A 25287-nucleotide genomic window follows, 5' to 3' on the forward strand; every position below is an offset into this window, starting at 1 on the left:
CTATGCGAGCCGTAGCCGCGCCCTCAGCTTGGCTACGAATTGCATCGCGGCGGCAGGGTAGAACAGCCAGGTCAGCCCGAAGAAAACCACTGCGCCAGCGGTGCCGCCGGCGACGAGCGAGAAGATGGCCGGCACATCGCCGAGCAGAGCGCTGGCAAGGCTGGCGGCCAGCCCCGTGCTGAGCGAGATGGCGACCGAAACGCCGATGTCGCGCCATGGCACCGGCACCGGCGTGAGCCGTTCGCTGATGATGATGCAGGCTAAAAGGCCTGCCAGCGATCCGCCCGCCAGCGCTAAAGCAGCGCCGACCTCCGCCATTGGAGGGATCAACAGTACGGACAGTGCGATTGTCGCCACCGAGCCGAAGGAATTGGCGATGATCAGCAGCCACGGACGCTTGTGCGCATGCACCACGGTGCCATAGACGAAGCTCGCGAGATTGGCACACAGCACGCTGAAGGCGATGATCGGAAAGAGCAGGCCGAAACGACCGTGATATTCGGAGGGCAGCAGGAACTGCGTGATATCGCTGCTGAGTGCGACCAGCATTGCCGCAACCGGCAGGCAAAGGCGGATCATCAAGGCCATCAATTGCGACAGCAGCCGGCCCGACGCCGCGGGCCCGTCGTCGTCGAACCGGCTGACCACCTCGGGAAAGGCGCCCATGTTGATGGAGTTGGCGACCATATCGATGGGCTGGCGGGCCAGTGCGTAGGCGGCCGCGAAGATCGCCACTGCGCCGGCATCGTAGTAGATCTTGAGGAACACACGCTCGGCGCTGTGCAGGCCGAAGCCTACCAGCGCCATGATGACCAGGGGCACACCGAGGACGAAGAACTCCTTTTGGGTGAAACGTGGCGGACCGGCAACGACGCGTCGGGATGCCATTAGGCCCGCCACGATACCGGCGATTAAAACGCCGAGGCTCGATCCGAGCGATACCGTCAGAAAGGAGTCTTGAAACATGACGATGGCGCCGATCGGCAGCGCGAGTTGCAGCACGGCGCGCAGGAACTCGAGCATCGAATAGACCGAATGACGCTGCTGCATCTGCAGCACCGTCAGCGCGAAGCGGCCGATGGAGCCGGCGATCAGGTAGCTGCAGACGGCGATCGCGAACTCGACCCAGCGCTCCGGCACGATCACTGCGGAGGCGACCACGGATATAATCAGCGCCAGTGCGGTGCTGCCAAGCAACACCCGCCCGGCCAGCATCAGGCTGCCGCGGCTGACGTCGCCTTTGCCGCCAAGCCTGAGCAAAGCGATGCGCAGCCAGTTGGTGACGGCAATGTCGGTCATTTCGCCGACGGTCACCACCAGGGTCAGCAGGCCATACTCGGTCTGATCGATCAGCCGCGTCACGATGACCAGCAGGAGCAGCGCGGAAATCCGCGTCAGCAGGATCGCCGGGGCATAGATGAGCGTGGAGCGGAGCAGCAAAGGGTTGTCCCCGGGAAATTCATCTTCGATTAACCGTCGACCGGCGGAAAATCCAGCGCGATGACGGCAAAGGGTGAACAGATTCAGTTTGAACTAACGGATTCGTCGTAGACCTATTTGAAACCTTTGCCTTGTCGTTCTGAAATGGGCTCATGTTGCAGCGTCTGGTTCACAATCGAAAAGTCCATGTGCTTGTCGCGACGCCTTCGGGCGTTTCGGGGCAGGGAGGCATCGACCGCATCATGGGGGCGCTGAAGCAGGAGTTCGAGCGGCAGGAGATCGCCGACATCGATGTGCGCTTCCTTGCCAGCCGCGGCCCTGGGCATGTCGGATTTTCGATCTTCTATATGTTGGACTTTTGCTTGCGGATGCTCACGGCGCGTTTGGCCAAGCGCGCCGATGTCATCCACATCAATATATCGGTCTCCGGCAGCACCTATCGCAAGTTGGTGATCGCCGCCTGCGCACGGCTGCTGTCGATACCCTATGTCCTGCATCTGCACGGGGCGCAGTATGAGACATTCTGGAAGGACGATCGCAGTTTCATGAGCCGCCGCATCGAAGCTCTGTTCGAGCGTGCCGGTCGGGTGATCGTCTTAGGCGGGCTTTGGCGCGACTTCGTCGCCAGCCGGGCACCGAGGGCGGCCGGAAATATTGTCATCATTCCCAACGCCACGGCGGTTCCCTCCTTGGCCCATGTCGGTGGCGGCGACCATGTCCATATCCTGTTCCTTGGCCGCATCGGCGACCGCAAGGGCGTGCCGCAATTGCTGGATGCGCTGCACCGCATGGAGCCGATGAAAAATTGGCGCGCCACGATCGCCGGCGATGGCGACGTCGAGGCGGCACGGATGAGAACGGCCGAACAGGGCCTTGCCGAGCGCGTTATCCTTCCTGGCTGGGTCGGCCCCGACGACGTCGCATCGCTGATCGCTTCGGCGGACATTCTGGTGCTGCCCTCCTTTGCCGAAAACCTGCCCGTCTCGGTCATCGAAGGCATGGCCGCAGGCCTCGCGGTAGTGACGACGCCTGTCGGCGCCGTGGAGGACATCATCATCACCGAGCAATCCGGGTTGCTGGTGCCGCCCGGCGATGTTGCGGCGTTGACCGAGGCGCTGACACGGCTGGTCGAGAATCCGACATTGAGAGCCAGGCTTGGTGCTGCCGCGATGGCCGTGCATCGGGAACGGCTTGAGCTCGCACCGTTCGTCGGCGCGATCTGCGACGTCTGGAGGTCGGTCGCGTTAAAGGCTCAATCGGTCAAGCGCTGACGCTGTCCTGTAAACGCGGACGCTGAGGTTGCGACGCGCAGCTGTGGGTCGAGCGCGACATCCGATCCCAGTGGCGTCACTGCGGCGCTCCAAGCTCGAATTCGCGATGGAATATCTCCAAATTCAACAGCGCCCATATCAGCTTTTCGTGGTCTGCGGCGCCCTTGGTGTGCTCCGAGACGATTTGATCAAGGTATTTCGCGCTCAAATAGCTGCGAATGACGGAATGAGAGGAGCAAAGATGGTCGTGCACGTAGTTCCTCATCGACCCGCGGAACCATTCGGCGACGGGCACCTTGAACCCGATCTTGCGGCGGTTGAGAATTTCCTCAGGAAGCATGTTGGCCATGCTGTTGCGCAAGATCAGCTTACCCATCCGCCAACCCACCTTGTAGCGATCCGGCAATTTGCTGACGAACGCAACCAGATCGCGATCGAGGAACGGCATTCTTCCTTCGATTGAACCGGCCATCATCATCCGGTCGCCTCGTTCCAAGAGATTGTCGGGCAACCACGATGTCTGATCGAAAAACAGCGCCCGGCGAAGATGGGATGCCTTCGCGCTTGAGGAGAACGGGAGGTTGTTACGCTGATTGCGGCAATTGGCCGGCGCACCGGTGAGGCGACCGTGTTGCCGCGCCGTCATGGCTCCAAACCAGGAGATCATCCGGGTGGCAAAGTCCCTTTCGCCCGCGCTTCGGGCAAATGTATCGAACTTGGCCGATGCGCCAGGCATAGCGCGGATCAAAGGGGCGAGGAGGTTGTCGTGGAGCAAGGCTGGAACGAGCGACCGGTAGATTCCAGCCAGCGACTCTGCGCGATGTTTGGGATACCCGCCGAGGACCTCGTCTGCCCCTTCCCCTGTGAGCACCATCTTGACGTCCTGCGAGGCTCGCTCCGACATCAGGTAAATTGGAATATCCGAACTTTGTGAAACGGGCGCCCCCAGATGGCGAATCAACTTGGGCAGGTGGTCAATCAGGTCGTCCGCTTCAATGACCAGGTCGCAATGATCAGTCTTGAAATGGTCGGCGACGCGTCGGGCGAATGGGAGTTCGCTATAAGCCGGTTCGCTGAATCCGACCGAAAATGTACGAATGGGCTTGTCGCTGTGCTTGGTCATAAGGGCGACGATTGCTGACGAGTCGAGGCCTCCGGAGAGAAAGGCGCCAAAGGGTGCATCGCTGCGCATTCTGATTTCGACGGAATGGTCGAACAGTTCCAGGAATCGTCGCTTGGCGGTTTCGTCGTCGATATCCTCGGTCAGCTCCGTTTGATCTGGAGGCGTATAATAGCGCGTTTCCGTCACTGTCCCTTGCGACCAAACGGCATAGCTTCCGGGGTTAAGTTTGCGGATCTGTTTAAAAAGCGTGCGTGGTCCAGGCACGTAACGCCAGCGCAGATACTCGTGCACGGCGTCCAGATCGAGCTGCTGCGCATTTGCCTGCGATGACAGCAACGCATTGATCTCTGAGGCAAAGGACAGCAATTTCTTGCTTTGCATGAGGTAAAGTGGCTTTTTGCCGAAGGGATCCCGGCCGAGGATCAATTCGTGCCTCTGAGCATCCCAGAGCGCAAAGGCGAACATGCCGCTCAATCGGTCAAACATGGACAAGTGCCACTGATCATAAGCTCTGAGCAGCACCTCGGTATCGGAGCGCGTTCGAAATTGGTGACCGAGGCCGATCAGTTCCTGGCGCAACTCGATATAGTTGTATATTTCGCCGTTGAAAATAATTCTGAGACGGCCGTCGTCGATATGCATCGGCTGATTTGAATCGGCGTTTAGGTCAATAATCGCCAGCCGGCGATGCACCAATGCCAATTGGTTCTCGCCGGTGTTCAAGTCCAAGAACTCGGTGCCTTCGGCATCGGGACCACGATGCCGCAATGCGTTGGACATTCCGGCGGCCCGATCTTGTGGATTCTCGACCCTCGGCCCGATCCAGCCGGCAATTCCACACATTATCTCTTCCCTGGGCGCGCGTATTGGCGCCGCTATTTACGACGAATGTATTAAACACTTGGTTGCCGACGAAACCGGATCGCGAGGAAAAAGCCGCCAAGGTGATTCAAGGCAGAGGTTGATCGGTTCGATCAGACTCTGCCGGCCTTATTTAAGTACCACCGACGGTTGCGGCCGCAGACCGTAGCTCCTGCCGTTGCTTGATTGATAGCCAGCGAGAATGCTGGCTAGACGGGCCATTTAACGAAGGCAGACCGATCTCGATCCAATGCGGCGGGGACAGGTGGCGTTGCCGCCCGGCTGCCTACCCGCAGAGGGTATGGCAACTATGGCAGGCCCAGTGCCCGCAACATCTCCTGGTCCGGGACCGCAGGCCCTTCGGGCCGGATGACGGTCATTCCATAGGGATTCGAGAATTCCCAGACAGACCATGGTATCGCGAAGCGTTCCGCCTGCTGGCGCACCGCCGTGAGATAGCGCAGACGGTCAGCGTCGAACGCGCCCATTCGGCCGTCCGCCGACATGAGGATGGCGCCGAATTCGCCCATGAAGAGCCGCCGGCTTGGGATGCCCTGCGCCTCGGCCCAATCGACCGCCTGACGGAAGCTCGCTTCGAGTTGGCTCAGGCCCCAATTGTGCTCGAAATATCGGGTGATTGCTTCACGCGCCGCGACCATGTTCATCAGCTGCTCGATCGGGCTCAAGCCGGCCGCGTCCATCTGCGCCTTAAGGGTTTCGGTCACCTTTTCGGGCGTGCTGCTGTCGGCCGGCCAGGGCAGGCCCGAGGCGAAGGCACCTGTCCCGTCGGGCCGCTGGTGCGTGAAACTGTGCGGCTCATACATGTGGAAGCTGTAGTAGAGGTTCGGATCGTCAAACCCCGGGGTGAGATTGACCAGTCCGGCAATGCTGCCGCCACAGGCGCCTGTTGCGACGATGGTGAGTTCGCTGCTGACTGCGCGAATATCGCGGACCGTGTCTGCCATGATCCGCTGCCAGTCATTGCTCCCGCTCGAATCACAAGGGTAATACGCCGGCTCGTTATAAGGCTCGAGGGCTACCTTGTCGGTGCCAACCTTGACCAGCATGGTGGCGACCGCCACAACCATTTCGCGATAGCTGGCAACGCCCTCGCTGTCGGCACCGTCATAGATCATCTCCATGCTGTAGGCCGGAACCTGGGTGACGCCGTGCAGGTCGAAAACCACCTTAAGGCCGGCCGACGTGACCCGCTCGACCGCGGCGGCAAGTATGTCCAGCGCCTGCTGCCGTTTGACGCCCTCGCTGGCAAGCAGAGGGCCGGGGTCGACGCTCAGCCGGACGAAGTCGAAGCCCATCGATCGAATGCGCGCAAACGCGTCGCCGCCGGGCCAATCGGCGAGCGGCCTATGTCCAGCGCGCCACTCCTCCTCGCTGCGATAGGGCGGCCAACGGTAGGATCCATCGTCGTCTACCGACGACCAGTTCAGCCATTCATGCACGCCAACGCCGCGCTGGAGCGGGATCGGCGCAGCGTTGGCGGCTATCGCCATGCCGAGCACCCACGCCGCAACACACGCCATCCTTCTCATCATCACTCTCCGTATCATGGTCGGAGATATAACCGCAGGATCGGAAAAGGAGGATTGCCGTGGCAAGGCTTTTCGACAGCATGGTATATAAGAATCGAAACCTTGGCGGAGCGCGTATGAGAATCGGCTGGTACATCAACCGGTTGCGCAGCATGGAGCCGGCTGAGGTGTTGCACCGGCTGGGCGAGCAGCGTCGAAGGATCGCTTCGCGCCGCCGCGACGATGGCTGGGAGCGCTATGCTTCGCCCCAATTGCACCCGGTGCTGTGTGGATTGCGCGATGCTGCGCTGGATGCGACACCGGCTCAACGGCAAGCCATAGCGGCGGCGGTGCAAAACACGCTTGGGGGCCAGTTTTCCGCACTTGGGCGGACATGGCCACGGCGCGACAGCGATCGGCTGTTTCCTCCCGAGCTTTGGCGCCTTGATCCGGTGACCGGCAGGCTTTGGCCAGGCCCCGAGACCCATACTTTCGATATCGATTTTCGTCATGGCGGCGGCCGCGGCGATGTAAAATACGTTTGGGAGATCAACCGGCTGCAGCAGCTGCCGCCACTGGCCGCCCACCTGCTTCTCGCCGGCGACGACCGGTCCCGGATGGCCATAGAGGCGGCGGTCGACAGCTGGCATTCAGCCAATCCGCCGTTTCGAGGGGTTGGCTGGGCCTCCGGCATCGAAGTGGCGCTGCGAGCCATCAGCCTGATTGTCACCATGGACCTCGTCGGTGACCGACTGGGCGCGGCGACACGGCAGCAAGTGGGTGAAATACTAGCGGCAAGCGCCTATTGGCTGCCGCGGTTCCCTTCTCGATTTTCCTCCGCCAACAACCATCTCGTCGCAGAACTGGCTGGCGAATATCTGATCGGCCTGGCGTTGGGGACCGCACCCGACGCTGCACGCGGCGCCCTCCTGGCTGAGGCGCGCAAGCAGATACTCGCCGATGGCGCCGGTGCCGAGCAGACCCCGACATACGCGGCCTTCACCGCCGAACTCATCTTGCTGTGCGCCGCTGCGGCACGCCAGGCCGGAACGCCGTTTCCCTCGCCCATCGAAGCGCGTCTGGCCGCATTTGCCAATTTCGTCGCCTGGCTCCCACCAGCCGCCGGCTTTGGCGACAACGATGAAGGTCGCGTGCTGACGCTCGGGGATGAGCCGGACTATGTCCGATCCGTCGCCGCCGCCATCCACGGCTTTCTACGGATGCCGGGCAACGCGGCGGAGCCAGACGATTTTCGTGCGCTTTTCTTTGGCACGCCGCCGGAACCGGCACCGGTATCGCATGGGCTGCAAACGTTCACGCAAGGCGGGCTCTCCGTCTGGCGCGGTGAGATGAATGGCCGCAGCATCGATCTGACCTTCGACCACGGCCCGCTCGGCTATCTCTCGATAGCAGCTCACGGCCATGCCGACGCGCTGTCGCTCACCTTGTGCATCGATGGCGAGCCGATGCTGGTCGACCCCGGCACCTGGCTCTACGGTTCGGGGGGCGTCTGGCGCGACTGGTTCCGCTCGACACCGGCGCACAACACACTGAATATCGAGGGCAAAAGCCAAAGCATCATTGCCGGGGAGTTCAACTGGTCGCACAAGGCGGTTGCGGCATTGGTGGAGAGCGAGCCGGGAACGCAGTGGAAGCTACGCGCCAGGCATGACGGGTATAGAAGCCGCTTCGGCGTCGTGCATCAGCGCACCGTGATGCACCAGGCCGACGGAATCGTCGTGACCGACCAACTGCTCGGCGGCAGGCGCGTGGCCGAAGTCGTCTTTCAACTCGCAGCCGGCCTCGGCGCCAACCGGGACGCAAACACGGTTATGGTGCTGCGCGGCGATGAGCCGCTGATGGCCATTCGCTTTCCAGACGCTGCGGTCGACATCCGCGCCGGCGGCGACGCACCGGGGCAGGGCGGCTGGGTTTCACCGCGTTTTGGCGCCAGGCAGCCAGCCGAACGCATCGCCTGGCGCGGCGAAGTGGGCGAAGACGGGATTGAAATCCACCTCGCGGCAATCCCCCCGCCGCAAAGATCGTAACCGCCGCCGCAGCGGAGTAGGCCATCCGGTGTGATTATTATTTGCGCTCGGACATTTAGCGTTTTGTTACGGTTGACCTGCTAGCTGCTCGTAGCAGCCGCAATAGCCATCTGGTTGCAGGCAACATGCAGTGGATTTGGCAAGTTTCTTGCTGTGCAGTTCGCCGGATCGCCATCTTACGGCCCAGGAGCCACTGCACCGATGTTTTCTGAATTCGCCAGAGTGATTGTGGAAAAGCTTGCGAACGTCAATCTGCTGACGCTCGGCCTGCTTTTGTTCACAGCAATGGGCAGCGCGGTCATCGCTTACTGGCGAACCGTCGAGCATAAATCCCTCAGGGACTTTTTCGATTTCGCTTTTCCGGCGGAAGTCATCCTGCACCCGTCGGCGCGAGCGGATGTTCTATTTTGGGTCACCAAACGGGCGATAATGCCTTTCCTGCTCATCCCTGCCGGCGTCACCTTCGTTGCCGCCGTGGGCTATGGGACACACCAGGCAATCGGCTGGCTCTTTGATATCCAGGCGCCGCTCATCGACGGCCCGGCCGGACCGGTGACGATCGTCATCTTCACCGCAACCATGCTGATCGCCTACGATATTTCGTACTATCTCTACCATGTCGCCCAGCACCACTTCCCGTTCCTATGGGAATTGCACAAAGTGCATCATTCGGCCGAGGTGATGGTGGGAATCACCAAGGATCGGGTTCATCCGCTGGACGACCTGATGAACCGTATCTGGGATGGCGTCATCCCGGGGATCTGCTTCGGCATCTGGAGCCTGATCGCGCTCGATCCAGTAGAGATCGCTATCTTCGGCATCAACGTCTATGTCATCCGCAACATCCTGATGATGGACTTTGTTCGCCATACCCATTTCAAGATTTCCTTCGGCCCGCTGAACAGCATCGTCTTGTGTCCGCACTGGCACCAGGTGCACCACAGCATCGACCCTCGCCACTACGACAAAAATTTTGGCCTGCTGTTTTCGTTCTGGGATCGCCTCTTCGGGACGCAGTTTGTCCCGGATCCGGATGAAGACCTCAAATTTGGCCTGATAGATCGCGATGTGCGCGACTATCAGTCGCTCTTTGGGCTTTACATCCTGCCGCTCAAGAAGATGGGAGGGCATGTCGTCCGACTGTTCCCGAGGCGTCCCGATGTCATCGCTCAGCCACAGGATCGTTCCCCTTCATGAACACCATTGTTTCGATTGACGCTTCGAGCGCAGAGCGCCTGGAAGTTGTCCGTTCGGCGGATCGCCTGGCTGCGATCGAAGCCGATTGGATGCATCTTTGGCATCGCACCGATGGGCTGATCTTTCAGAGTCCTGCCTGGATTTCGGCATGGTGGAGTACCGTAGCGAACCGTGACCAGCGCGCGCTGCGGATCGGCCTGGTCTGGAACGGTGACAGGCTGGTTGCCGTCGTTCCCCTGACGATCGGCAAGCGCAAAGGCCTGCGGTTTCTCGAATGGGCGGCCAGCAGCTATACTGATTACGGGGATATCCTCGTTGCTCCGGAATGCTCGTTATCGGCCCTGCAGGACGTATGGGCCCAGATCTGTGACGCCGGTGGCTTCGATATTGCCTTTCTCAATCATCTCTTGCCGGGTGCGGCGGTCCGCAAAATTTTCACTCCGGATACCTCCGGCGGGATCAGGCTTCGCCCCAATCACAGAGAGGAAGTCAGTTATCGCGTGGCCGGACAGTGGGAGAGCGGAGCCGCGTGGTTCGCGGAGCAATCGAAAAAGACGCGGCAGAACTATCGGCGCGGCGTCAAGACGTTGGAAGAAGCGGGGAAAATAAAATTTCGCCTGCTTGCGCCAGACGAGCCATTGCAGCCGGTACTAGACCGGCTCTCTGCCCTGAAGCGCAGATGGCTGGTGGAGCGCAAGCGTGAATCCCAACTTTTTGAAGAGGGAGCGCCAGTGCTCGCGGCACTCGTCGACGCGCTGGCGCGCGCTGGCGTGCTGCGCATTTTCGTACTTGAATGCGATGGCGCGATGGTCGCGGTCTCCATCAACTTCGTCCAGCACCACACCATGATGGCGTTCGTGACCACTTTCGATCCGGATTTCAGCCAGGCGTCGCCCGGCATGATCCTGATGATGGACTACATACAGTGGTCGATCGATCACAGCCTGGGCACGGTCGATTTCCTGTGCGGCGCAGAGTCGTTCAAGCACAAATTCGCAACGCAGGGTGTCGTTCTGCAATCCGTTCTTGGGGCGCGTACGGCGCAAGGCTCGATCGCTTCTCTTGCCGATCGTATGCGTCAGAGGGTCCGGCACGTACGCGGGCGCGGACCGGTGCCGACATCTTGATTTCGGCTTGATCGGCGCCGGAACACCGTGTCCGACAGGCAATGGCAAGCGGTGTCCTATCGCTTCCTCATCGGGTCGCCGGCAGCACCAACCGCTCAAAGTGTCGATTGTGTCTGAGATGGAACAGCCCGCCAGACCTTGTTGCCGACGTCATCCGCCACCAGCAGGGCGCCGCTCCGGTCTATCGCCACCCCCACAGGACGGCCAAAAGCCTTGTTGTCCTCGCTGAGGAAGCCGGTGAGGATGTCTTGAGGCGGACCGGAGGGCCTGCCGCCGGTAAACGGTACGAAAATCACCTTGTAGCCGCTGTGCGGCTTGCGGTTCCACGAGCCATGCTGCCCGACGAAGGCGCCATTCCTGTATTGAGGACCGAACAGGTCGCCCGTGTTGAAGGTCAGGCCCAATGAAGCCGTGTGCGCCCCGAGCGCATAGTCCGGCTTGATCGCCTCGGCGACGAGGTCGGGCCGCTGCGGCTCGACGCGATCGTCGACATGCTGGCCAAAATAGCTGTAGGGCCAGCCGTAGAAGCCGCCATCCCGCACCGAAGTCATGTAGTCCGGCACGAGATCGCTGCCGATCTCGTCACGCTCATTGACGGCGACCCAGAGCTCGCCGCTTTCCGGATTCCAGGACAGGCCGTTCGGATTGCGCAGCCCGGAGGCGAAGAGACGCGTCTGTTTCGAGGCGAGATCGATTTCCAGCACGGCGGCGCGGTTCTCCTCTTCCTCCAAGCCGTTCTCGCCGACATTGGAATTGGATCCGACCGTCGCATAGAGCTTTGTCCCGTCCTGCGAGGCGGTCACGTCCTTGGTCCAGTGGTGGTTCCTCCCCGCAGGCAGGTCGACGATCTTCTCCGCCGGTGCGGTGACCTCGGTCGCGCCCTCCTGGTAGGGAAAGGCCACAATTGCATTGGCGTTGGCGACATAGAGCTTGCCGTTGAGCAGGGTCATGCCGAATGGCGAGAACAGCCCTGTGAGAAAGGCGGTTTTGGTTTCAGCCACCCCGTCGCCATCCTGATCGCGCAGCAGCGAAATGCGATTGGCGCTATGCGTTCCCGCGCCGGCCTGACTCTGGAAGAAATCTACGAAGAAGCGGCGTATGCTGAAGCCCTCGTCCGGCTTGGGCGGCGCATTGCTCTCGGCCACCAGCACGTCGCCGTTTGGCAGCACGTACAGCCAGCGCGGATGGTCGAGCCCGCCGGCAAACTCGTTGACCGCAAATCCCTGGGCCGCCGTCGGCTTCGTGCCCTGCGGCCACGGCCTGGCCTTGGCGACACGGACGGTCGGCAGCCAGGTCGGATTGGGGTCCGGCAGGGTCGGGTTGGGGCCATAGGTCTCCGCGATCGGAACTGTCGCCTCTTCGCGGGACAGGAAGAAGACGGCCCCGCCGGCGACGACAAGAAGAATGATCAGCACGAGAAGGGCGGTAAGCAAGTTTTTCACCAGACCTCGGAAGGTCGAATGAACGCAAACGCGCTTATCGCGTTCCGGTTGCGGACGGAGCGGCCGATAGGGAGAAGTAGGCCGCAAGCGCACGGACGTCGTCGTCTGTCAGGCCCTTCGCGGCATTGGCCATGAGATGGCCGAAGCGCGTTCCGCCACGCTTTCCCGCCCTGAACAGCCCAAGCTGCGCCTCGATATAGCGCTCCGGCTGGCCGGCAATGGAGGGATAGAGCGGGCTGCGGTCGTGTCTTCGGTGACAGCCGAGACAGGCAGGCACGCCGGCGTCCTTCACCCCTTTCTCGGCGATTTCCCTGCCGCGCCGCACAAGTGCGGGATCGCCCCCGACGCCGGGGTGCATCGTCGGCAGGGCGGCGAAATGCTTGGCCAGGTCCGGCCAGAACTGAGGCTTTGCCTCAGTTGCGGGCAGGCTCATCAACCCGCTTGCCCGGCCTCCCTCGGCATAGGCACGCAGGCTTTCAAGGAGATAGGCCTCGCTCTGCCCGGCGAGAACGGGTATCGCGGGAGCGCGCCCGAGCCCGTCCGCACCGTGGCAGCGGGCGCAATCCGCGAGCGCCTGCCTGAGGGCTCCGGCTACGCCTGCAGGAGGCGCAAGCCTTTCTCCATAGGCGAGATCACGATAGATGGCTTCGTCCATCGACGGCAGTTCGCGTAGGAAGGCGACCATCGCCCAGACTTCGTCGTCGCGTTCCTGAGTCGGCCAAGCCGGCATGCCGGTAAAGCGCACGCCGTGCTTGACGATGCGGAAAAGCTCCGCGTCGGACCATTCGCCGACGGTCCCGGCAAGGTCAGGCGGCTGCGGCAGCATCCTCATGACGACAGGAGATCGCGGTTCGCCCGGCGCACCGTGACAGATGGCGCAGCCGCGCGCGAAATGCCCGGCGGCCGGCTGGACCGCATGGCGCGGCAAAGCTTCCGGAATATCGACCGCCAGGGCATAGGTGCGCACAGCCGATCGCATGGCGAAATGGAGAAACCATTCCGTGATCTTCCAATGGCCGCTTGAGGCACCGACATTGAAAAAGCCGATCCAGGCCGCCAGCACCACGACAAAGGGCAGAATGGCAAGCGCGATGGCGAGCTTCTTCCAGCTGATATGCATCAGACCGCCTTTCGCGGCGGGGCGGCGAGCATGCGCGCAAAAAGCGTCACACCGCCGGCCAGATAGACCGCGGCGCCGACCACAAGCATGACTACGCCGCCAAGCTCCTGATCCTGCTGCGCGGAAAGCGCGACGCCGAGGCAGCTTACCTCGCCTGTCCCATAAAGCGGCCTTGGGGTCAGCGCCAGCAGCGCGCCGAGCAAGGTCATATGGATTGACGTGAGAAGCAGGGCGAAAGCGCCGGCGGCATTGCCTGCGGTATCCGAGTCGCGGCGCGGCAGGCAGGCCAGCCACAAGAACAGCCCGGCGGCGAGGAACGTGGCCTGCTCGATGGCGGTCGCAAACAGCGAGCTTTCCGCCAGCGTCCGCAAGGCCGGCGCGTGCCAGGACCAGACGACGATGAGTTCGACGAGGGAGGCGGGAAGGGCGAGGGTGAACGCCCGGCTTGCATCTGGTGTCGGGCCGAGCGGGATCCCAATCGCCATCAGCGGCGCAGCGATCGCCACCACTCCCATATGCGCCAGCATGTGCGCCGAAAACGAATCCTGCCAGGCGTCGAGCAGCGGTCCGAGCCAGACCAGGGCAAGGACAAAGAGACCGAGGATGAGGCATGCGCGTCTCACCGGATACACTCCGTCAGGAACAACGCGGGCATCGCGGTGAAGATCACGGCGATGAAGCTGAGACCCGAGAGCAGCAGCGTCGCAAAACCCTGGAACAGGGCCCGGTCCCGCTTCGTCGGATCGTCATGCGGCGGATCGTCGGTGCCGAAGCCCCATTGCCGCCAGGCGAGCCATGCGGACAGCGCGATGAGTGAAAGGGCGATCACAGTGGCGGCGGCGATGCCCGCGCGCACAGCGCTGAAACTCAGCCCGACAAGCTCGGGCTTAGCGCAATAGATCGCCGCGCCTATGTAGCAAACGAGGAAATGCGCAACCCACACCACGGGCGCGGTAAACAGCGTCCAGAGCGTTTCGATCTCTTTCGGGATGAGCCGCATCGCCGCCTCACATCGCTGCCGGAAAGAGGCCAATAGTGGCGAAGGTGATGACGGCGGTGACCAGCAGGAAATGCCCGTAGAGCACCACGTTGCTTAGATCCATGTCATGCTTCGGTGTCAGTCGGCCCGCCAGCGAGCGGGCCAGGCAATAGGCCTGCATGACCGTGCCGAGCGCGGCATGGGCGAGCACCCAGATCACGAGGATCCACACGATTGCGGGATAGACGTGGCGCGTCGGGTCCATGCCGGGAGACCACGGCGCGGCCAAGCCTGCGGCGGATGCGGCAACGGTCGTCAGCAGGGACAGCACCAGCAAGCCGCGCATAGCGGCCGTGGCGCCGCGCCTGTTGAACATGCGGGCCGCCACCATCAATCCCCACGCTGCAGCGAACAGGATGGCAGCCGCCAGCGACCAGGCTGCGTCAGGCCCGGCAATCCCCGCGGTGAAGTCGATATGGATCGTCCAGTAGAAGAAATAGCCGAAGACGAGGCTGGCGAAGGCCGTGCCGTCGCCCACCATGGTGATGAACATCGCCCACCAGCCGACCGAATCGGGGCCGGAGGCATAAAGCGGCAGGCTGAGCCCCAGACCGACATCCTTTTCCGGCTTCTCTGGGATTTCTCCGGTGCCCGTCCAGAGCCAGTAGATGACGGCGCAAAAGCAGGTGATTGCGGCCAGCGCCGTCGCGATCCACCAGTGGAAGGTAAGCGCGATGAAGGCGGCCCCGAGCGAGAGGGCCGAGACGATCGTGACATGGGACGTGCCGCCGACCCGCAGCACCTGGATGGGCTCGGCGTCGAGCACGGAGGTGACCAGGCCTTCGCGCCATCCCTCTTCCGCGTCGGGCAGGTAATAGCGGCCGCCATTGACCTTGCGCGCAAGATCCTTCTGGTCCCAGAGGGGGTAGCGGCTGCGCACGATGGGTATCGAGCGGACGCCCCAGTTCTCCTCCGGCTCGGAGATCCATTCCAGCGTGCCGGCGTTCCATGGGTTGAATTCGCCGCGCGGCTCCCTGTGCTTCGGCCTGAGCACGTCGAAGACGACCACCAGCACGCCGGCGGCGAAGATGAAGGCTCCGGCCGTCGAGATCAGGTTCAGCCAGTCCAAGCCGATTTCGGCCGGATAGGTGAAGACGCGCCGGGGCATGCCGCGCAGCCCGCTCAGATGCATCGGAAAGAAGGCGATGCTGAAGCCGCAGAACATCAGCCAGAAGGCGAGCCGCCCGAGACGGGCGGAGAGCTTCTTCGCGTCGATCAGCGGATAGTAGTAATAGAGCCCGGCCACGACCGGGAAAAGCATGCCGCCGATCAGCACATGATGGAGGTGCGCGACGACAAAATACGTGTCGTGCGCCTGCCAGTCGAAAGGTGCGAGCGCCACCATGACGCCCGTCAGGCCACCGATGACGAAGATGGCCAATCCTCCGGTGCCGAACAGCATCGGGGTCGAGAAGATCACCCGGCCGGCCAGCATGGTGGCGATGAAGACGAAGATCTGCACGCCCGTCGGGATCGCCACCGCCTCGGAGGCCGCCGAGAAGAAGGCCAGCGAGATCTGCGGCAGGCCTGTGGCAAACATATGGTGCACCCACAGGCCGAAGGAGAGGAACCCCGTCCCCACTGCCGCGAGCACGATCCAGGAATAACCGACGATCGGACGCTGGGAAAAAGTCGGCACGATCATCGCCATCAGCGCGATCGCCGGCAGGAAGATGATGTAGACTTCCGGATGGCCGAATATCCAGAACAGATGCTGCCACAGCAGCGGGTCGCCCCCGCGCGCTGCGTCGAAGAACGGCCAATCGAACATCCGTTCCATCTCGAAAAGGAGGTCGCCGGCGATCAGCGGCGGGAAGGCGAACAGGATCATTCCGGCAACGATCAGCAGGTACCAGGCGAAGAGCGGCATCAGGTTGATGCGCATGCCCGGCGCGCGGCATTTCATGATGCCGACGATGAGTTCGACGGCGGCCGCGATCGAGGCGACTTCGATGAAGGAAAGGCCGAGCAGCCAGATATCGGCGCCGATGCCGGAGAGCTGCTTGTCGGTGGCGAGCGGCGGATACATGAACCAGCCTGCCGACGGCGCCGCATTGAAGAAGATCGAGCCGCAGACGAAGATACCGCCGAGGAGAAAGCTCCAAAAACTGAACGCCCCGAGGCGCGGGAACGGCATCTCGCGCGCGCCCAGCATCGGCGGCAGCAGGAAGATCGCGACCGCCTCGAAGATCGGCACCGCGAACAGGAACATCATCACCGTGCCATGCAGGGTGAACGCCTGGTTGAAGAAGTCGGCCGACAGGAAGTCGTTGTCGGGCACGGCGAGCTGCAGCCGCATCAGCAGCGCGAGCGCGCCGGCGAACAGCATGAAGGCGAAGGCGGCCGAGCCGTACCAGAGGCCGATCTGGAAATTGTTCACCGAGGTCCAGTAGCGCCAGCCGGCCGGATTGGCCCAGACGGCGCGCAGCCGATCTTCCTGCGCCTTGTATTCCTCCCGCGAACGCTCCTTGATCGCAGCGCTCATTGCAGGCCTCTCAGCCAGGCGGCTATGGCGCGAATGTCGTCCGGCGGCAACATCTCGAAGGCCGGCATCCTGGAGCCGGGCTTGATCAGGTCGGGCCGGGCGATGAAGCGGGCGACGGCGTCTTCGGTGTTGGGCAGGATTCCGGCTCCGACGGTAACGCGGGAACCGAGATGCGAAAGATCCGGGCCGATCAGGCCGCGCGCATCGGTGCCCGCGACGAAATGGCACGACCCGCAGCCATGGCGCAGGAACAGCGCGCCGCCGCTCGCGCCGGCGCCTTCCGCGGAAATTGCCTGGGCGGCGAGCCAGGACCGGAATGCTTCGGGCTCCATCGCCACGGCCGAGAACGCCATCAGCGCGTGAGACGTGCCGCAATATTCCGTACAGGGCCCGCGGAAGATACCGGTTTTCGTGGCCATGAGCGAAAGCCTGTTGGTGCGGCCGGGGATCATGTCCATCTTGCCGCCGAGCGGTGGGATCCAGAAGGAATGGATCACATCGGCACTTTTCAGGGTCAATTCGACCCGCTCGCCGACCGGCAGCCTGATCTCGTTGGCGGAAGCGACCGGCGGCCGCTGAGATGGGCGGTAGACAACTTCCCACCAGAACTGCCTGCCGATGACTTCAATCCGCAGGGCGGCGGAGCTCGCCTGCGCGAAGGGCCGAAGGCCAGGCATCAGCCACAGTGCATAGGCGAGCAGGGCACAAAGCGTGACCGACGGGAAGACCACGCCGCCCCAAAGGATGATGCTGCTGGCAGACTTTTCGGCCAGCCTGCGGCGATTAAATAGGGCTGAATGAAGAAGCAGGCCGACCACGCCCAGCCAGATGACGGCGCCGCCGCTTAGCATTACCCAGAACAATATGGCTATCTGCTGCGCTTCCGCTCCCGCGGGCTCAAGTACCGACCGGGCGCCGGCATAGCCGCTCGCGAGCAATAATGACGCAGCGGACAGGCTGAAATATTGACCCATTTCCAACCCCTCCGCCGTAAACCGGCGAGAGGGGCGGAAGGTTCCGGGCAACTGAGCTTTCGAACCAAGCTGCATTCGCCGCTGCTCTTTGGGCAATTTTTCAACGCGTGACGAAACAATTGCGCTCGATCCCCGTTTGCCCGTCATAGCGAGTGTTGGGGGGAATGTTGGGGGCGGGTGTTGGGATCGCCCATGCCAAAGGAGGCGACGATGAGCGCAACCGGCTTGGAAGTTTTTGACAAAACCCTGCAGACGACAAACATCTGGCTGGACGAGATCATGGCCGACCACGGGCCCGATAGGCGCGTTGCCTGGCATATGCTGGGAGCCGTTTTACGCACCTTGCGGGATTGGCTGCAGATCGAACTGGCTGCCAATTTGGGAGCGGAACTGCCGCTTCTCGTGCGCGGAGCCTACTATGATCGGTATAGGCCGCGTGATCTGCCGGCCACCAGCCGTTCATTGGAGGAATTCCTGCAGCGGGTGGCCGAGGAGATGAAATCCACTCGACCCGTGAATCCCGAGGATGCGACGAGATCCGTGTTCAAGGTACTCGCCAGGCATGTCGACCTCGGCCAGTCGGCCAAGGTGCGGGACGCGTTGCCGAAGCAGATCCGGGCGCTTTGGCCCGAAAGTGTTGGAGTCTAAAGCGCGTCGCGTTCGACCGGCCTCATGCGACGCGCTTTAGGTTGTTTTTCATGCATGTCGTTGTCGCAAAACCGCTGCACACTTTTGCGCCACATGCATTAGCAGCAGCAGGACAAAAGTCCGGCTGCCGATACGGTTCTCAGCTGCCTCCGCCCGGCCGGTCTTTCCCCTCGCGATACAGTCGCTCAGTGGCCCGATCGCTTTCGGGCCGCCAGCAACGACGATCAACCACATACTGTTCTCGAACATGGAACATCTCCTTTCCCTCGTTACCGAGAAGGAGCGAAACCGTTGCTCCTGGTGCAGGGTTGGGCACCGCAGTGTAGCTCTCTTCACCGAATCACCCGTGCGCCGCCAATTCAACTGCTGAGCGCAGGCGGCATGGTTTTCCTCCAGAAAAACAGCTTGTTCACAGCGGGCTGTTGCACTCGGCACGCGCTGATGGAAGAATGGACATCCCTCGGAAACGTTCCATTGTGCGAGCCATTCGCTGGCTGGCTTTCAGGCGTTCACTATATCTGTCTCGACCCCTAACATCCGGTCGCAGACGCACTACGTGATGATAGGGAACCACAAAGGCTTTCCGATAGTTGAATGAAGGGCGACAGCAACCAGACCGGCCGGGGCGAGGATACCATGCGCGAGAACCAGTCCGACGTCTTCGATCTGTTTTCGGAGATTTACACGAATGTGGCGCAGGAGGAGATAAGCATCCAGCAATATCTCCTTGCCTGCCGCGAGGATAAATCGATGTATGCCTCGGCGCCCGAACGGATGGTCGAGGCGATCGGCGAGCCCACCCTGGTCGACACCAGCATGGATGAGCGGCTCGGCCGCATTTTCGCCAACAGGACAATCAAGATTTATCCCACCTTTTCCGAGTTTTATGGCATGGAGGACACGATCGAGCGCATAGCCGGCTATTTCCGCTATGCCTCTCAAGGGCTCGAGGAACGCAAGCAGATCCTCTACCTGCTTGGCCCTGTCGGCGGCGGTAAGTCCTCGCTCGCCGAACGGCTGAAGAAGCTGATGGAGCAGCGTCCGATCTATACGCTGAAGGTGGGCGGCCAGATCAGCCCGGTTTTCGAATCGCCGCTCGGGCTTTTCAATCCTGACCGCATGGGCGACCTTTTGGAGGACAAATACGGCATCGCGCGGCGCCGGCTGAACGGCCTGATCTCGCCGTGGGCGGCCAAGCGCCTCGATGAACTGTCCGGCGACATCTCCAAGTTCAGCGTCGTGAAGCTGATGCCTTCGCGGCTGCGCCAGATCGGCATCGCCAAGACCGAGCCGGGCGATGAGAACAACCAGGACGTTTCGGCCCTGGTCGGCAAGGTCGATATAAGACAGCTCGAGCATTTCAGCCAATCCGATCCGGACGCCTATTCCTACAGCGGCGGCCTGAACCGGACCACGCAAGGGTTGCTTGAGTTTGTCGAGATGTTCAAGGCGCCGATCAAGGTCCTCCATCCGTTGCTGACCGCTACCCAGGAAGGCAGCTACAACGGTACGGAAAACTTCGGATCTTTCCCTTATCAGGGCATCGTCGTAGCCCATTCCAACGAGTCGGAATGGCTGCAGTTCAAGAACAACAAGAACAACGAGGCGTTCCTCGACCGTATCCTGGTGGTCAAGGTGCCGTACTGCCTGCAGGTCACCGAAGAAAGGCAGATCTACGAAAAGCTGCTGCGCGAAAGCGAGTTGGCTTCCAGTCCCTGTGCACCGGAGGTGCTGGACATTCTCAGCCGGTTCACCGTCTCGACCCGTCTGGCCGAGCACGACAATTCGCCGCTTTACACGAAGATGCGCGTTTATGACGGCGAGAACCTCAAGGACATAGATCCCAAGGCGAAGTCGGTTCAGGAATACCGCGATGCCGCCGGAGTCGACGAGGGCATGACCGGCGTCAGCACACGCTTCGCTTTCAAGATCCTGTCGCAGACATTCAACTACGACACCAAGGAAGTGGCCGCCGATCCTGTGCATCTGATGTACATTCTGGAGGAGGCTATCAAGCGCGAGCAGTTCCCGAAGGAAACGGAAGCCGCCTATCTTGACTTCATAAAGTCGGAACTGGCGACGCGTTATGCCGAGTTCATCGGCCATGAGATTCAGAAGGCCTATCTGGAATCCTACAGCGAATACGGCCAGAACCTGTTCGACCGCTACATCGCCTACGCCGATGCCTGGATCGAGGATCAGGACTACAAAGACCCCGATACAGGCCAGATCCTCAACCGCGGGGTGCTGGACAACGAACTGTCGCAAGTCGAAAAGCCGGCCGGCATTGCCAATCCCAAGGACTTCCGCAACGAGGTCGTGAAGTTCACGTTGCGCGCCCGGGCGAGGAACCATGGCCGCAACCCGTCATGGACAAGCTATGAAAAGCTGCGCGAAGTCATCGAGAAGCGGATGTTCGGCCAAGTCGAGGATCTGCTCCCGGTGATCAGCTTCGGCTCCAAGCAGGACAGCGTAACGGAGAAGCGGCATACCGAGTTCGTGCATCGGATGGTCGGACGCGGTTACACCGAACGTCAGGTCCGCCGGCTGGTGGACTGGTACATGCGGGTGAACAAGGCGGGCTGAGTCCGGCCGGGATGGTTCCATGCCGATCTTTGTCGATCGCCGACTGAACCCGAAGGACAAGAGCCTCGGCAACCGCCAGCGCTTCCTGAAGCGTGCGCGCGAAGAGCTGAAGCGAAGCATCCGGGATCGGATCCGTATCGGCAAGATCGCCGATGTCGACAGCGAGCACGCCGTCTCCATGCCGGCGAGGGGCACAGCCGAGCCGAGCTTCAGCGATGCGAAGGACAGCGGCAGGCGGCAGCACATCCTGCCGGGCAACAAGCATTTCGCTCCAGGCGACCGGGTTCCCAAGCCCGGCCAGGGCGGCGGCGGCTCGTCTCCAGGGAAAACGGTCTCGGAAGACGATTTTCGTTTCGTGCTCTCGCGCGAAGAGGTGCTCGACCTCTTTTTCGAGGATCTCGAACTTCCCGACATGGTCAAGCTCAACCTCAAGGAGATACTTGCCTTTAAGCCGCGCCGGGCCGGATTCGCCGCGACCGGTTCCCCGACCAATATCAATGTCGGGCGCACGATGCGACACAGCCATGGTCGCCGGATTGCGCTCAGGCGTCCTAGGCGCGAGGAACTTGATGCGATTGAGAAGGAACTCGCAATCCTGGAGGCAGAGCCCCAGAGCGCGGCGGCACACCAGCGCATTACAGCGTTGCGGGAAGAGCTTGAGCGACTTGAGCGCCGCCGCAAGCGGATCGCCTATGTCGACCCCGTCGACATCCGCTTCAACCGTTTCGACGCCCAGCCTGTGCCGAATGCCAATGCGGTCATGTTCTGTCTCATGGACGTATCCGGCTCGATGGGCGAACGCGAGAAGGATCTGGCCAAGCGCTTCTTCGTGCTGTTGCACCTCTTCCTGAAACGGCGCTACGACCGCACCGAAATCGTCTTCATCCGCCATACGCACGAGGCGCAGGAGGTGGACGAGGAGACCTTCTTCTACAATACCCAAAGCGGCGGTACGGTCGTTTCCACGGCACTCGAGGAGATGCATCGCATCATCGCGCAACGCTATCCCTCCAACGAGTGGAACATCTATGCCGCCCAGGCATCGGACGGCGACAATTTCGTAACCGATTCCGAGCGCTGCATCGGTCTCATGGACGGCCAGATCATGCGCCTGTGCCAGTATTTCGCCTATGTCGAGATCATTGACGAACGTGAGAGCCATATTTTCGGCAGCACCGACAATGGAACCTCGCTCTGGCGCGCCTACAGCGCTGTCAACCAGAGATGGCCGAATTTCCAGATGAGCCGTATCGCCAACGCAGCCGACATCTATCCGGTCTTTCGCCAGCTCTTTGCCAGGCAGCCGGCCTTCCAGAAAAGTGCTTGAGGGGGAACTGATGGCGAACCAGGCCAGCAAATCCAGCCAAACCAGCAAATCCGGTTTGCTCTTTTCAGGGTCCGACTGGGATTTCAAGACACTGTCGCGCGCCTACGAAGCAATCGAGGCGATCGCGATCGAAGAGCTTCACCTCGACGTCTATCCGGTGCAGATGGAGATCATCTCGTCCCAGCAGATGCTCGACGCCTATTCCTCGGTCGGCATGCCGCTGATGTATCGCCACTGGTCTTTCGGCAAGCATTTCCTCTACCAGGAATTGCTCTATCGCAAAGGCGGGCGGGGGCTCGCCTATGAACTGGTCATCAATTCCAATCCTTGCATCGTCTACCTGATGGAGGAAAACACCATGGCCCTGCAGGCCCTGGTGACAGCTCATGCAGCGCTTGGCCATAATCATTTCTTCAAGAACAATCATCTGTTCCGGCAGTGGACGGACGCCAGCGCGATCCTGAGCTATCTCGATTTCGCCAAGGGTTACATTGCCCGTTGCGAGGAGCGGCACGGTGTGGCCGCGGTGGAGGCGATCCTCGACTCGGCCCACGCGCTGATGGAACAGGGCGTGTTCAGATACCATCGGCCGCCGAAGCTGTCGTCGGAGCGGCAGCGTGAAGGCGTTCGCGAGCGCCTGGAGTACGAAGAGCGTTCCTACAATGACCTGTGGCGCACACTCCCGCGATCGAAGGACGGGACCAAGGCCAGCGAAACGGACCTCGGCATGGCGGAGCGGAAGAAAACGCTCAACCTGCCCGAGGAAAACCTGCTCTACTTCCTGGAAAAAAACAGCCTGGCCCTGGAGCCTTGGCAACGTGAAATCATCAGGATCGTCCGCGTCGTCGCGCAATACTTCTATCCGCAGCGGCAGACGCAGGTGATGAACGAAGGTTGCGCCACGTTTGTGCACTACACACTCATGAACATGCTGTTCGATCGCGGTCTGATCACCGAAGGCGCGATGCTGGAAATCCTGCGCAACCATTCGAACGTGATCTTTCAGCCGGGCTTCGACGACCCGCGTTTTTCCGGCATCAATCCCTATGCCCTGGGCCTCGACATGATGCAGGACATCCAGCGCATATCGACTGAGCCGACCGCCGAGGATCGTGACTGGTTCCCCGATATCGCCGGCAACGGCAATTGGCGCGAAACCCTGCTCTACGCATGGGCGAACCATCGCGACGAATCTTTCATCCGCCAGTATCTGAGCCCCGCTCTGATGCGGAAGTGGCGGTTCTTTATCCTCGCCGATGCCGCCAGCGAACCGCATTACGAAGTTGCGTCGATACACAATGAGCGTGGCTACGAAAAAATACGCGCCGGGCTCGCCCAAAGCTACGACATCGGCGCGAGCCGGCCGGATATCCAGGTGGTGGATGTCGATCTGCTCGGCGACCGACAGTTGCGACTGGAGCACAAGGTGAAGGACGGCATCGTGCTGGAGGAGGCCAGTCGCGACGCGACACTGCGCCATATCCGTCGCCTGTGGGGCTATGAGGTCAGCCTGGCGGCGATCGATGCACAAACGGGCGGGACGCTCAACGAACGTTCGACCAGCCAAATCGGCGAATGACCAAAACCGGGATGGCCGGCGACGGCCTCCTAGCCGATTTCCGCTTTTGGGTCCAATGCTCTGGCCGTCGGACCCGGGAAGGTCGGTTCCGTGGGAATTTCGGATGGTGTCTCGGGAGGAATTTCGACGGGCTGCCTCTGCGGGCTGGGAACGGGATCAGGAGAAGGCGGAGGAACGCCCGGAGGTTCATCCGGCGGAGTTTCCGGCGGAGCAGGCGGCCGGGCAGGCTCAGGATTGGGATTATCCGGTATCGGCACGGGATTGTTCGGATCAGGATCAGGATCGGTCATGGACACTCCCCGAAGCTTGCTTCACATCTCCTCGGCGCCAATGTGTTTCCAATTCAACAGCACCGGCGCCCATGAGTAGCTCGTTTTTGCTGTCGACCCCGGCGTGGACGTGGGTCGTTCGCAGCGGGATTTCCTCGGAGGAGGATCATCCAGGGTGACAACCATCGCGCCGAACGATGGTTCCCTGCCGTTGCGGTGGGGCTCAATGCCAGCGGTGTTGAAAAATGGAGCGGCGGCTCCACCTTCGTCGCCTTTACCGTGTCGGCGAGCACGCTATCTACGCCGCGTATTACCAGGACGGTTCAGGGAGCAACAGCATGCGCGCGTTCATGATTGTCACCCTTCTTCTGGTCGCAATCACAATGGCGCTCTCGCTCGCGCACGCGTTGGAGTTGCCCGGCAAGTTGCGCCTCAAGGAGGCGACCTACAAATCTGTGCAGGCGATCTACTATCCCGGCTTCACGATCGGCGGGTTTGCCGAGATCGGCGGCATCATTGCACTCGCCATCCTGCTTTACCTCACGCCTTATCCAGGCGCTCGATTCTGGTGGACCTTGGCGGCCCTTGTCTTCTTGGTGGCGGAGCATGCGACCTATTGGCTGGTAACGCATCCCGTCAACAATTTCTGGCTGGAGGATGTCGTTGTGTCGAAACCAGCCGCGACGTTTTTTTCAACGCTCCGTCGGGAGCAAAGCGGCGACTGGCGAGACTTGCGCGACGTCTGGGAAGCCTCGCACGTCGCCAGGGCAGGCCTGGCGATGCTGAGCCTGGTCTCAATTGCTGTCGCCGCGACATTTTTTGCTGGGAGTGAATAGCAGGAGGGGAAGCACAGCGACGCTACTTGTTCGTCCGCATCTTTTGCCTTGGATTGATCCCGCCAAGGGCGTTGGTGTCGTTCTCGACATCGCCTTCGATGGTGTTTTCGCCTTCGAGTACGAGTTCGTCGCCTTCCTTGATCGTGCCCTTCGAGGTCCCGATACCGGGATTGTTCCTCAGATCGGCATCGCTAGGCTTTTTCCACTTTGGATGTTTGGTTCCGCTCATGGCACAACTCCTTCGAAAAGGGTCCTGTTTTAGAAACAGCAGGGCGCGATGAATGTTCCGCCGAAACTCACCTTGACGCGGCCTTGTCCGAGAGGCGGCTAAAGCGCGCCGCATTTGACCGGCCTCACGCGACGCGCTTTAGTTTGTTGTTTTATGC

The 25287-nt window shown here is 61.4% G+C and carries 20 protein-coding genes; 9 read left to right on the forward strand and 11 right to left on the reverse strand.

Features of this window, described 5'->3' with window-relative positions; translation table 11 throughout:
- Positions 1 to 1440, reverse strand: coding sequence for a lipopolysaccharide biosynthesis protein (locus tag AC0L14_RS12615; RefSeq protein WP_473749667.1), 1440 nt, complete (start codon positions 1438 to 1440; stop codon positions 1 to 3).
- 152 nt (positions 1441 to 1592) lie between these two features.
- On the opposite strand from AC0L14_RS12615, the gene AC0L14_RS12620 reads away from it, so the two are divergent.
- Positions 1593 to 2711, forward strand: a complete 1119-nt coding sequence (locus AC0L14_RS12620; protein ID WP_473749669.1) for a glycosyltransferase family 4 protein — start codon at positions 1593 to 1595, stop codon at positions 2709 to 2711.
- 76 nt (positions 2712 to 2787) lie between these two features.
- On the opposite strand, the gene asnB is transcribed toward AC0L14_RS12620, so the two are convergent.
- Complete coding sequence (gene asnB, locus AC0L14_RS12625) at positions 2788 to 4677, reverse strand: asparagine synthase (glutamine-hydrolyzing) (protein WP_473749671.1); 1890 nt, start codon at positions 4675 to 4677, stop codon at positions 2788 to 2790.
- 326 nt (positions 4678 to 5003) lie between these two features.
- On the reverse strand, positions 5004 to 6245 hold the full coding sequence (locus AC0L14_RS12630) for a glycoside hydrolase family 5 protein (protein WP_473749673.1): 1242 nt from the start codon (positions 6243 to 6245) through the stop codon (positions 5004 to 5006).
- A gap of 116 nt (positions 6246 to 6361) precedes the next feature.
- On the opposite strand from AC0L14_RS12630, the gene AC0L14_RS12635 reads away from it, so the two are divergent.
- The 3 genes from AC0L14_RS12635 to AC0L14_RS12645 all read left to right on the forward strand — a co-directional run bounded on the left by AC0L14_RS12635 (position 6362) and on the right by AC0L14_RS12645 (position 10596).
- Positions 6362 to 8272, forward strand: a complete 1911-nt coding sequence (locus AC0L14_RS12635) for a heparinase II/III family protein (protein ID WP_473749674.1) — start codon at positions 6362 to 6364, stop codon at positions 8270 to 8272.
- A 201-nt stretch (positions 8273 to 8473) separates the two neighbouring features.
- The gene (locus AC0L14_RS12640) at positions 8474 to 9469 is read left to right on the forward strand and encodes a sterol desaturase family protein (RefSeq protein ID WP_473749728.1); all 996 of its coding nucleotides are present in this window, start codon (positions 8474 to 8476) and stop codon (positions 9467 to 9469) included.
- The gene (locus tag AC0L14_RS12645; RefSeq protein ID WP_473749675.1) at positions 9466 to 10596 is read left to right on the forward strand and encodes a GNAT family N-acetyltransferase; all 1131 of its coding nucleotides are present in this window, start codon (positions 9466 to 9468) and stop codon (positions 10594 to 10596) included. Before AC0L14_RS12640 ends, AC0L14_RS12645 begins: the two co-directional genes overlap by 4 nt.
- A 95-nt stretch (positions 10597 to 10691) precedes the next feature.
- Here the strand turns inward: AC0L14_RS12645 and AC0L14_RS12650 are convergent, their stop codons facing one another.
- The 6 genes from AC0L14_RS12650 to coxB all read right to left on the reverse strand — a co-directional run bounded on the left by AC0L14_RS12650 (position 10692) and on the right by coxB (position 17656).
- The gene (locus AC0L14_RS12650; protein WP_473749729.1) at positions 10692 to 11966 is read right to left on the reverse strand and encodes a PQQ-dependent sugar dehydrogenase; all 1275 of its coding nucleotides are present in this window, start codon (positions 11964 to 11966) and stop codon (positions 10692 to 10694) included.
- A 106-nt stretch (positions 11967 to 12072) separates the two neighbouring features.
- Positions 12073 to 13158 carry a c-type cytochrome gene (locus AC0L14_RS12655; protein ID WP_473749676.1) on the reverse strand — a complete coding sequence of 362 codons (1086 nt, stop codon included), beginning with the start codon at positions 13156 to 13158 and terminating at the stop codon, positions 12073 to 12075.
- Positions 13158 to 13781: a cytochrome c oxidase assembly protein gene (locus AC0L14_RS12660; RefSeq protein ID WP_473749677.1), complete on the reverse strand. Its 624-nt coding sequence runs from the start codon at positions 13779 to 13781 to the stop codon at positions 13158 to 13160. Before AC0L14_RS12660 ends, AC0L14_RS12655 begins: the two co-directional genes overlap by 1 nt.
- Positions 13778 to 14158: a hypothetical protein gene (locus AC0L14_RS12665; protein ID WP_473749678.1), complete on the reverse strand. Its 381-nt coding sequence runs from the start codon at positions 14156 to 14158 to the stop codon at positions 13778 to 13780. The genes AC0L14_RS12660 and AC0L14_RS12665 overlap by 4 nt, the downstream gene beginning before the upstream one ends.
- A 7-nt stretch (positions 14159 to 14165) precedes the next feature.
- Positions 14166 to 16682 carry a cytochrome c oxidase subunit I gene (gene ctaD / locus AC0L14_RS12670; RefSeq protein WP_473749679.1) on the reverse strand — a complete coding sequence of 839 codons (2517 nt, stop codon included), beginning with the start codon at positions 16680 to 16682 and terminating at the stop codon, positions 14166 to 14168.
- The gene (gene coxB, locus AC0L14_RS12675) at positions 16679 to 17656 is read right to left on the reverse strand and encodes a cytochrome c oxidase subunit II (RefSeq protein ID WP_473749680.1); all 978 of its coding nucleotides are present in this window, start codon (positions 17654 to 17656) and stop codon (positions 16679 to 16681) included. The genes ctaD and coxB overlap by 4 nt, the downstream gene beginning before the upstream one ends.
- Positions 17657 to 17866: 210 nt before the next feature.
- Between coxB and AC0L14_RS12680 the strand changes: the two genes are divergently transcribed.
- The gene (locus AC0L14_RS12680; protein ID WP_473485549.1) at positions 17867 to 18304 is read left to right on the forward strand and encodes a DUF2267 domain-containing protein; all 438 of its coding nucleotides are present in this window, start codon (positions 17867 to 17869) and stop codon (positions 18302 to 18304) included.
- 48 nt (positions 18305 to 18352) lie between these two features.
- On the opposite strand, the gene AC0L14_RS12685 is transcribed toward AC0L14_RS12680, so the two are convergent.
- Positions 18353 to 18553 (reverse strand): hypothetical protein, encoded by a 201-nt coding sequence (locus tag AC0L14_RS12685; RefSeq protein WP_473749681.1) that lies wholly within the window; start codon positions 18551 to 18553, stop codon positions 18353 to 18355.
- 387 nt (positions 18554 to 18940) lie between these two features.
- Between AC0L14_RS12685 and AC0L14_RS12690 the strand changes: the two genes are divergently transcribed.
- The 4 genes from AC0L14_RS12690 to AC0L14_RS12705 all read left to right on the forward strand — a co-directional run bounded on the left by AC0L14_RS12690 (position 18941) and on the right by AC0L14_RS12705 (position 24901).
- Positions 18941 to 20890 (forward strand): PrkA family serine protein kinase, encoded by a 1950-nt coding sequence (locus tag AC0L14_RS12690; RefSeq protein WP_123148505.1) that lies wholly within the window; start codon positions 18941 to 18943, stop codon positions 20888 to 20890.
- A 19-nt stretch (positions 20891 to 20909) separates the two neighbouring features.
- A complete protein-coding gene (locus tag AC0L14_RS12695; RefSeq protein WP_473485551.1) occupies positions 20910 to 22217 on the forward strand; it encodes a YeaH/YhbH family protein in 1308 nt (435 codons plus the stop codon).
- A gap of 10 nt (positions 22218 to 22227) precedes the next feature.
- Positions 22228 to 23796, forward strand: a complete 1569-nt coding sequence (locus AC0L14_RS12700; RefSeq protein ID WP_123148193.1) for a SpoVR family protein — start codon at positions 22228 to 22230, stop codon at positions 23794 to 23796.
- A gap of 514 nt (positions 23797 to 24310) precedes the next feature.
- A complete protein-coding gene (locus tag AC0L14_RS12705; protein ID WP_473749682.1) occupies positions 24311 to 24901 on the forward strand; it encodes a DUF1772 domain-containing protein in 591 nt (196 codons plus the stop codon).
- A gap of 22 nt (positions 24902 to 24923) precedes the next feature.
- On the opposite strand, the gene AC0L14_RS12710 is transcribed toward AC0L14_RS12705, so the two are convergent.
- Positions 24924 to 25130: a hypothetical protein gene (locus AC0L14_RS12710; RefSeq protein ID WP_027151394.1), complete on the reverse strand. Its 207-nt coding sequence runs from the start codon at positions 25128 to 25130 to the stop codon at positions 24924 to 24926.
- Between the last annotated feature and the right edge of the window lie 157 nt (positions 25131 to 25287).

The organism is Mesorhizobium sp. WSM4841 (genome assembly GCF_055811515.1).

Excerpts from the sequence above, each read along its gene's own strand:
- AC0L14_RS12620 (WP_473749669.1), top strand. The coding sequence starts at position 1,593 with ATGTTGCAGCGTCTGGTTCACAATCGAAAAGTCCATGTGCTTGTCGCG.
- asnB (WP_473749671.1), bottom strand. The coding sequence starts at position 4,677 with ATGTGTGGAATTGCCGGCTGGATCGGGCCGAGGGTCGAGAATCCACAA.
- AC0L14_RS12630 (WP_473749673.1), bottom strand. The coding sequence starts at position 6,245 with ATGAGAAGGATGGCGTGTGTTGCGGCGTGGGTGCTCGGCATGGCGATA.
- AC0L14_RS12635 (WP_473749674.1), top strand. The coding sequence starts at position 6,362 with ATGAGAATCGGCTGGTACATCAACCGGTTGCGCAGCATGGAGCCGGCT.
- AC0L14_RS12640 (WP_473749728.1), top strand. The coding sequence starts at position 8,474 with ATGTTTTCTGAATTCGCCAGAGTGATTGTGGAAAAGCTTGCGAACGTC.
- AC0L14_RS12645 (WP_473749675.1), top strand. The coding sequence starts at position 9,466 with ATGAACACCATTGTTTCGATTGACGCTTCGAGCGCAGAGCGCCTGGAA.
- AC0L14_RS12655 (WP_473749676.1), bottom strand. The coding sequence starts at position 13,158 with ATGCATATCAGCTGGAAGAAGCTCGCCATCGCGCTTGCCATTCTGCCC.
- AC0L14_RS12665 (WP_473749678.1), bottom strand. The coding sequence starts at position 14,158 with ATGCGGCTCATCCCGAAAGAGATCGAAACGCTCTGGACGCTGTTTACC.
- ctaD (WP_473749679.1), bottom strand. The coding sequence starts at position 16,682 with ATGAGCGCTGCGATCAAGGAGCGTTCGCGGGAGGAATACAAGGCGCAG.
- coxB (WP_473749680.1), bottom strand. The coding sequence starts at position 17,656 with ATGGGTCAATATTTCAGCCTGTCCGCTGCGTCATTATTGCTCGCGAGC.
- AC0L14_RS12680 (WP_473485549.1), top strand. The coding sequence starts at position 17,867 with ATGAGCGCAACCGGCTTGGAAGTTTTTGACAAAACCCTGCAGACGACA.
- AC0L14_RS12685 (WP_473749681.1), bottom strand. The coding sequence starts at position 18,553 with ATGTTCGAGAACAGTATGTGGTTGATCGTCGTTGCTGGCGGCCCGAAA.
- AC0L14_RS12690 (WP_123148505.1), top strand. The coding sequence starts at position 18,941 with ATGCGCGAGAACCAGTCCGACGTCTTCGATCTGTTTTCGGAGATTTAC.
- AC0L14_RS12695 (WP_473485551.1), top strand. The coding sequence starts at position 20,910 with ATGCCGATCTTTGTCGATCGCCGACTGAACCCGAAGGACAAGAGCCTC.
- AC0L14_RS12700 (WP_123148193.1), top strand. The coding sequence starts at position 22,228 with ATGGCGAACCAGGCCAGCAAATCCAGCCAAACCAGCAAATCCGGTTTG.
- AC0L14_RS12705 (WP_473749682.1), top strand. The coding sequence starts at position 24,311 with ATGGAGCGGCGGCTCCACCTTCGTCGCCTTTACCGTGTCGGCGAGCAC.
- AC0L14_RS12710 (WP_027151394.1), bottom strand. The coding sequence starts at position 25,130 with ATGAGCGGAACCAAACATCCAAAGTGGAAAAAGCCTAGCGATGCCGAT.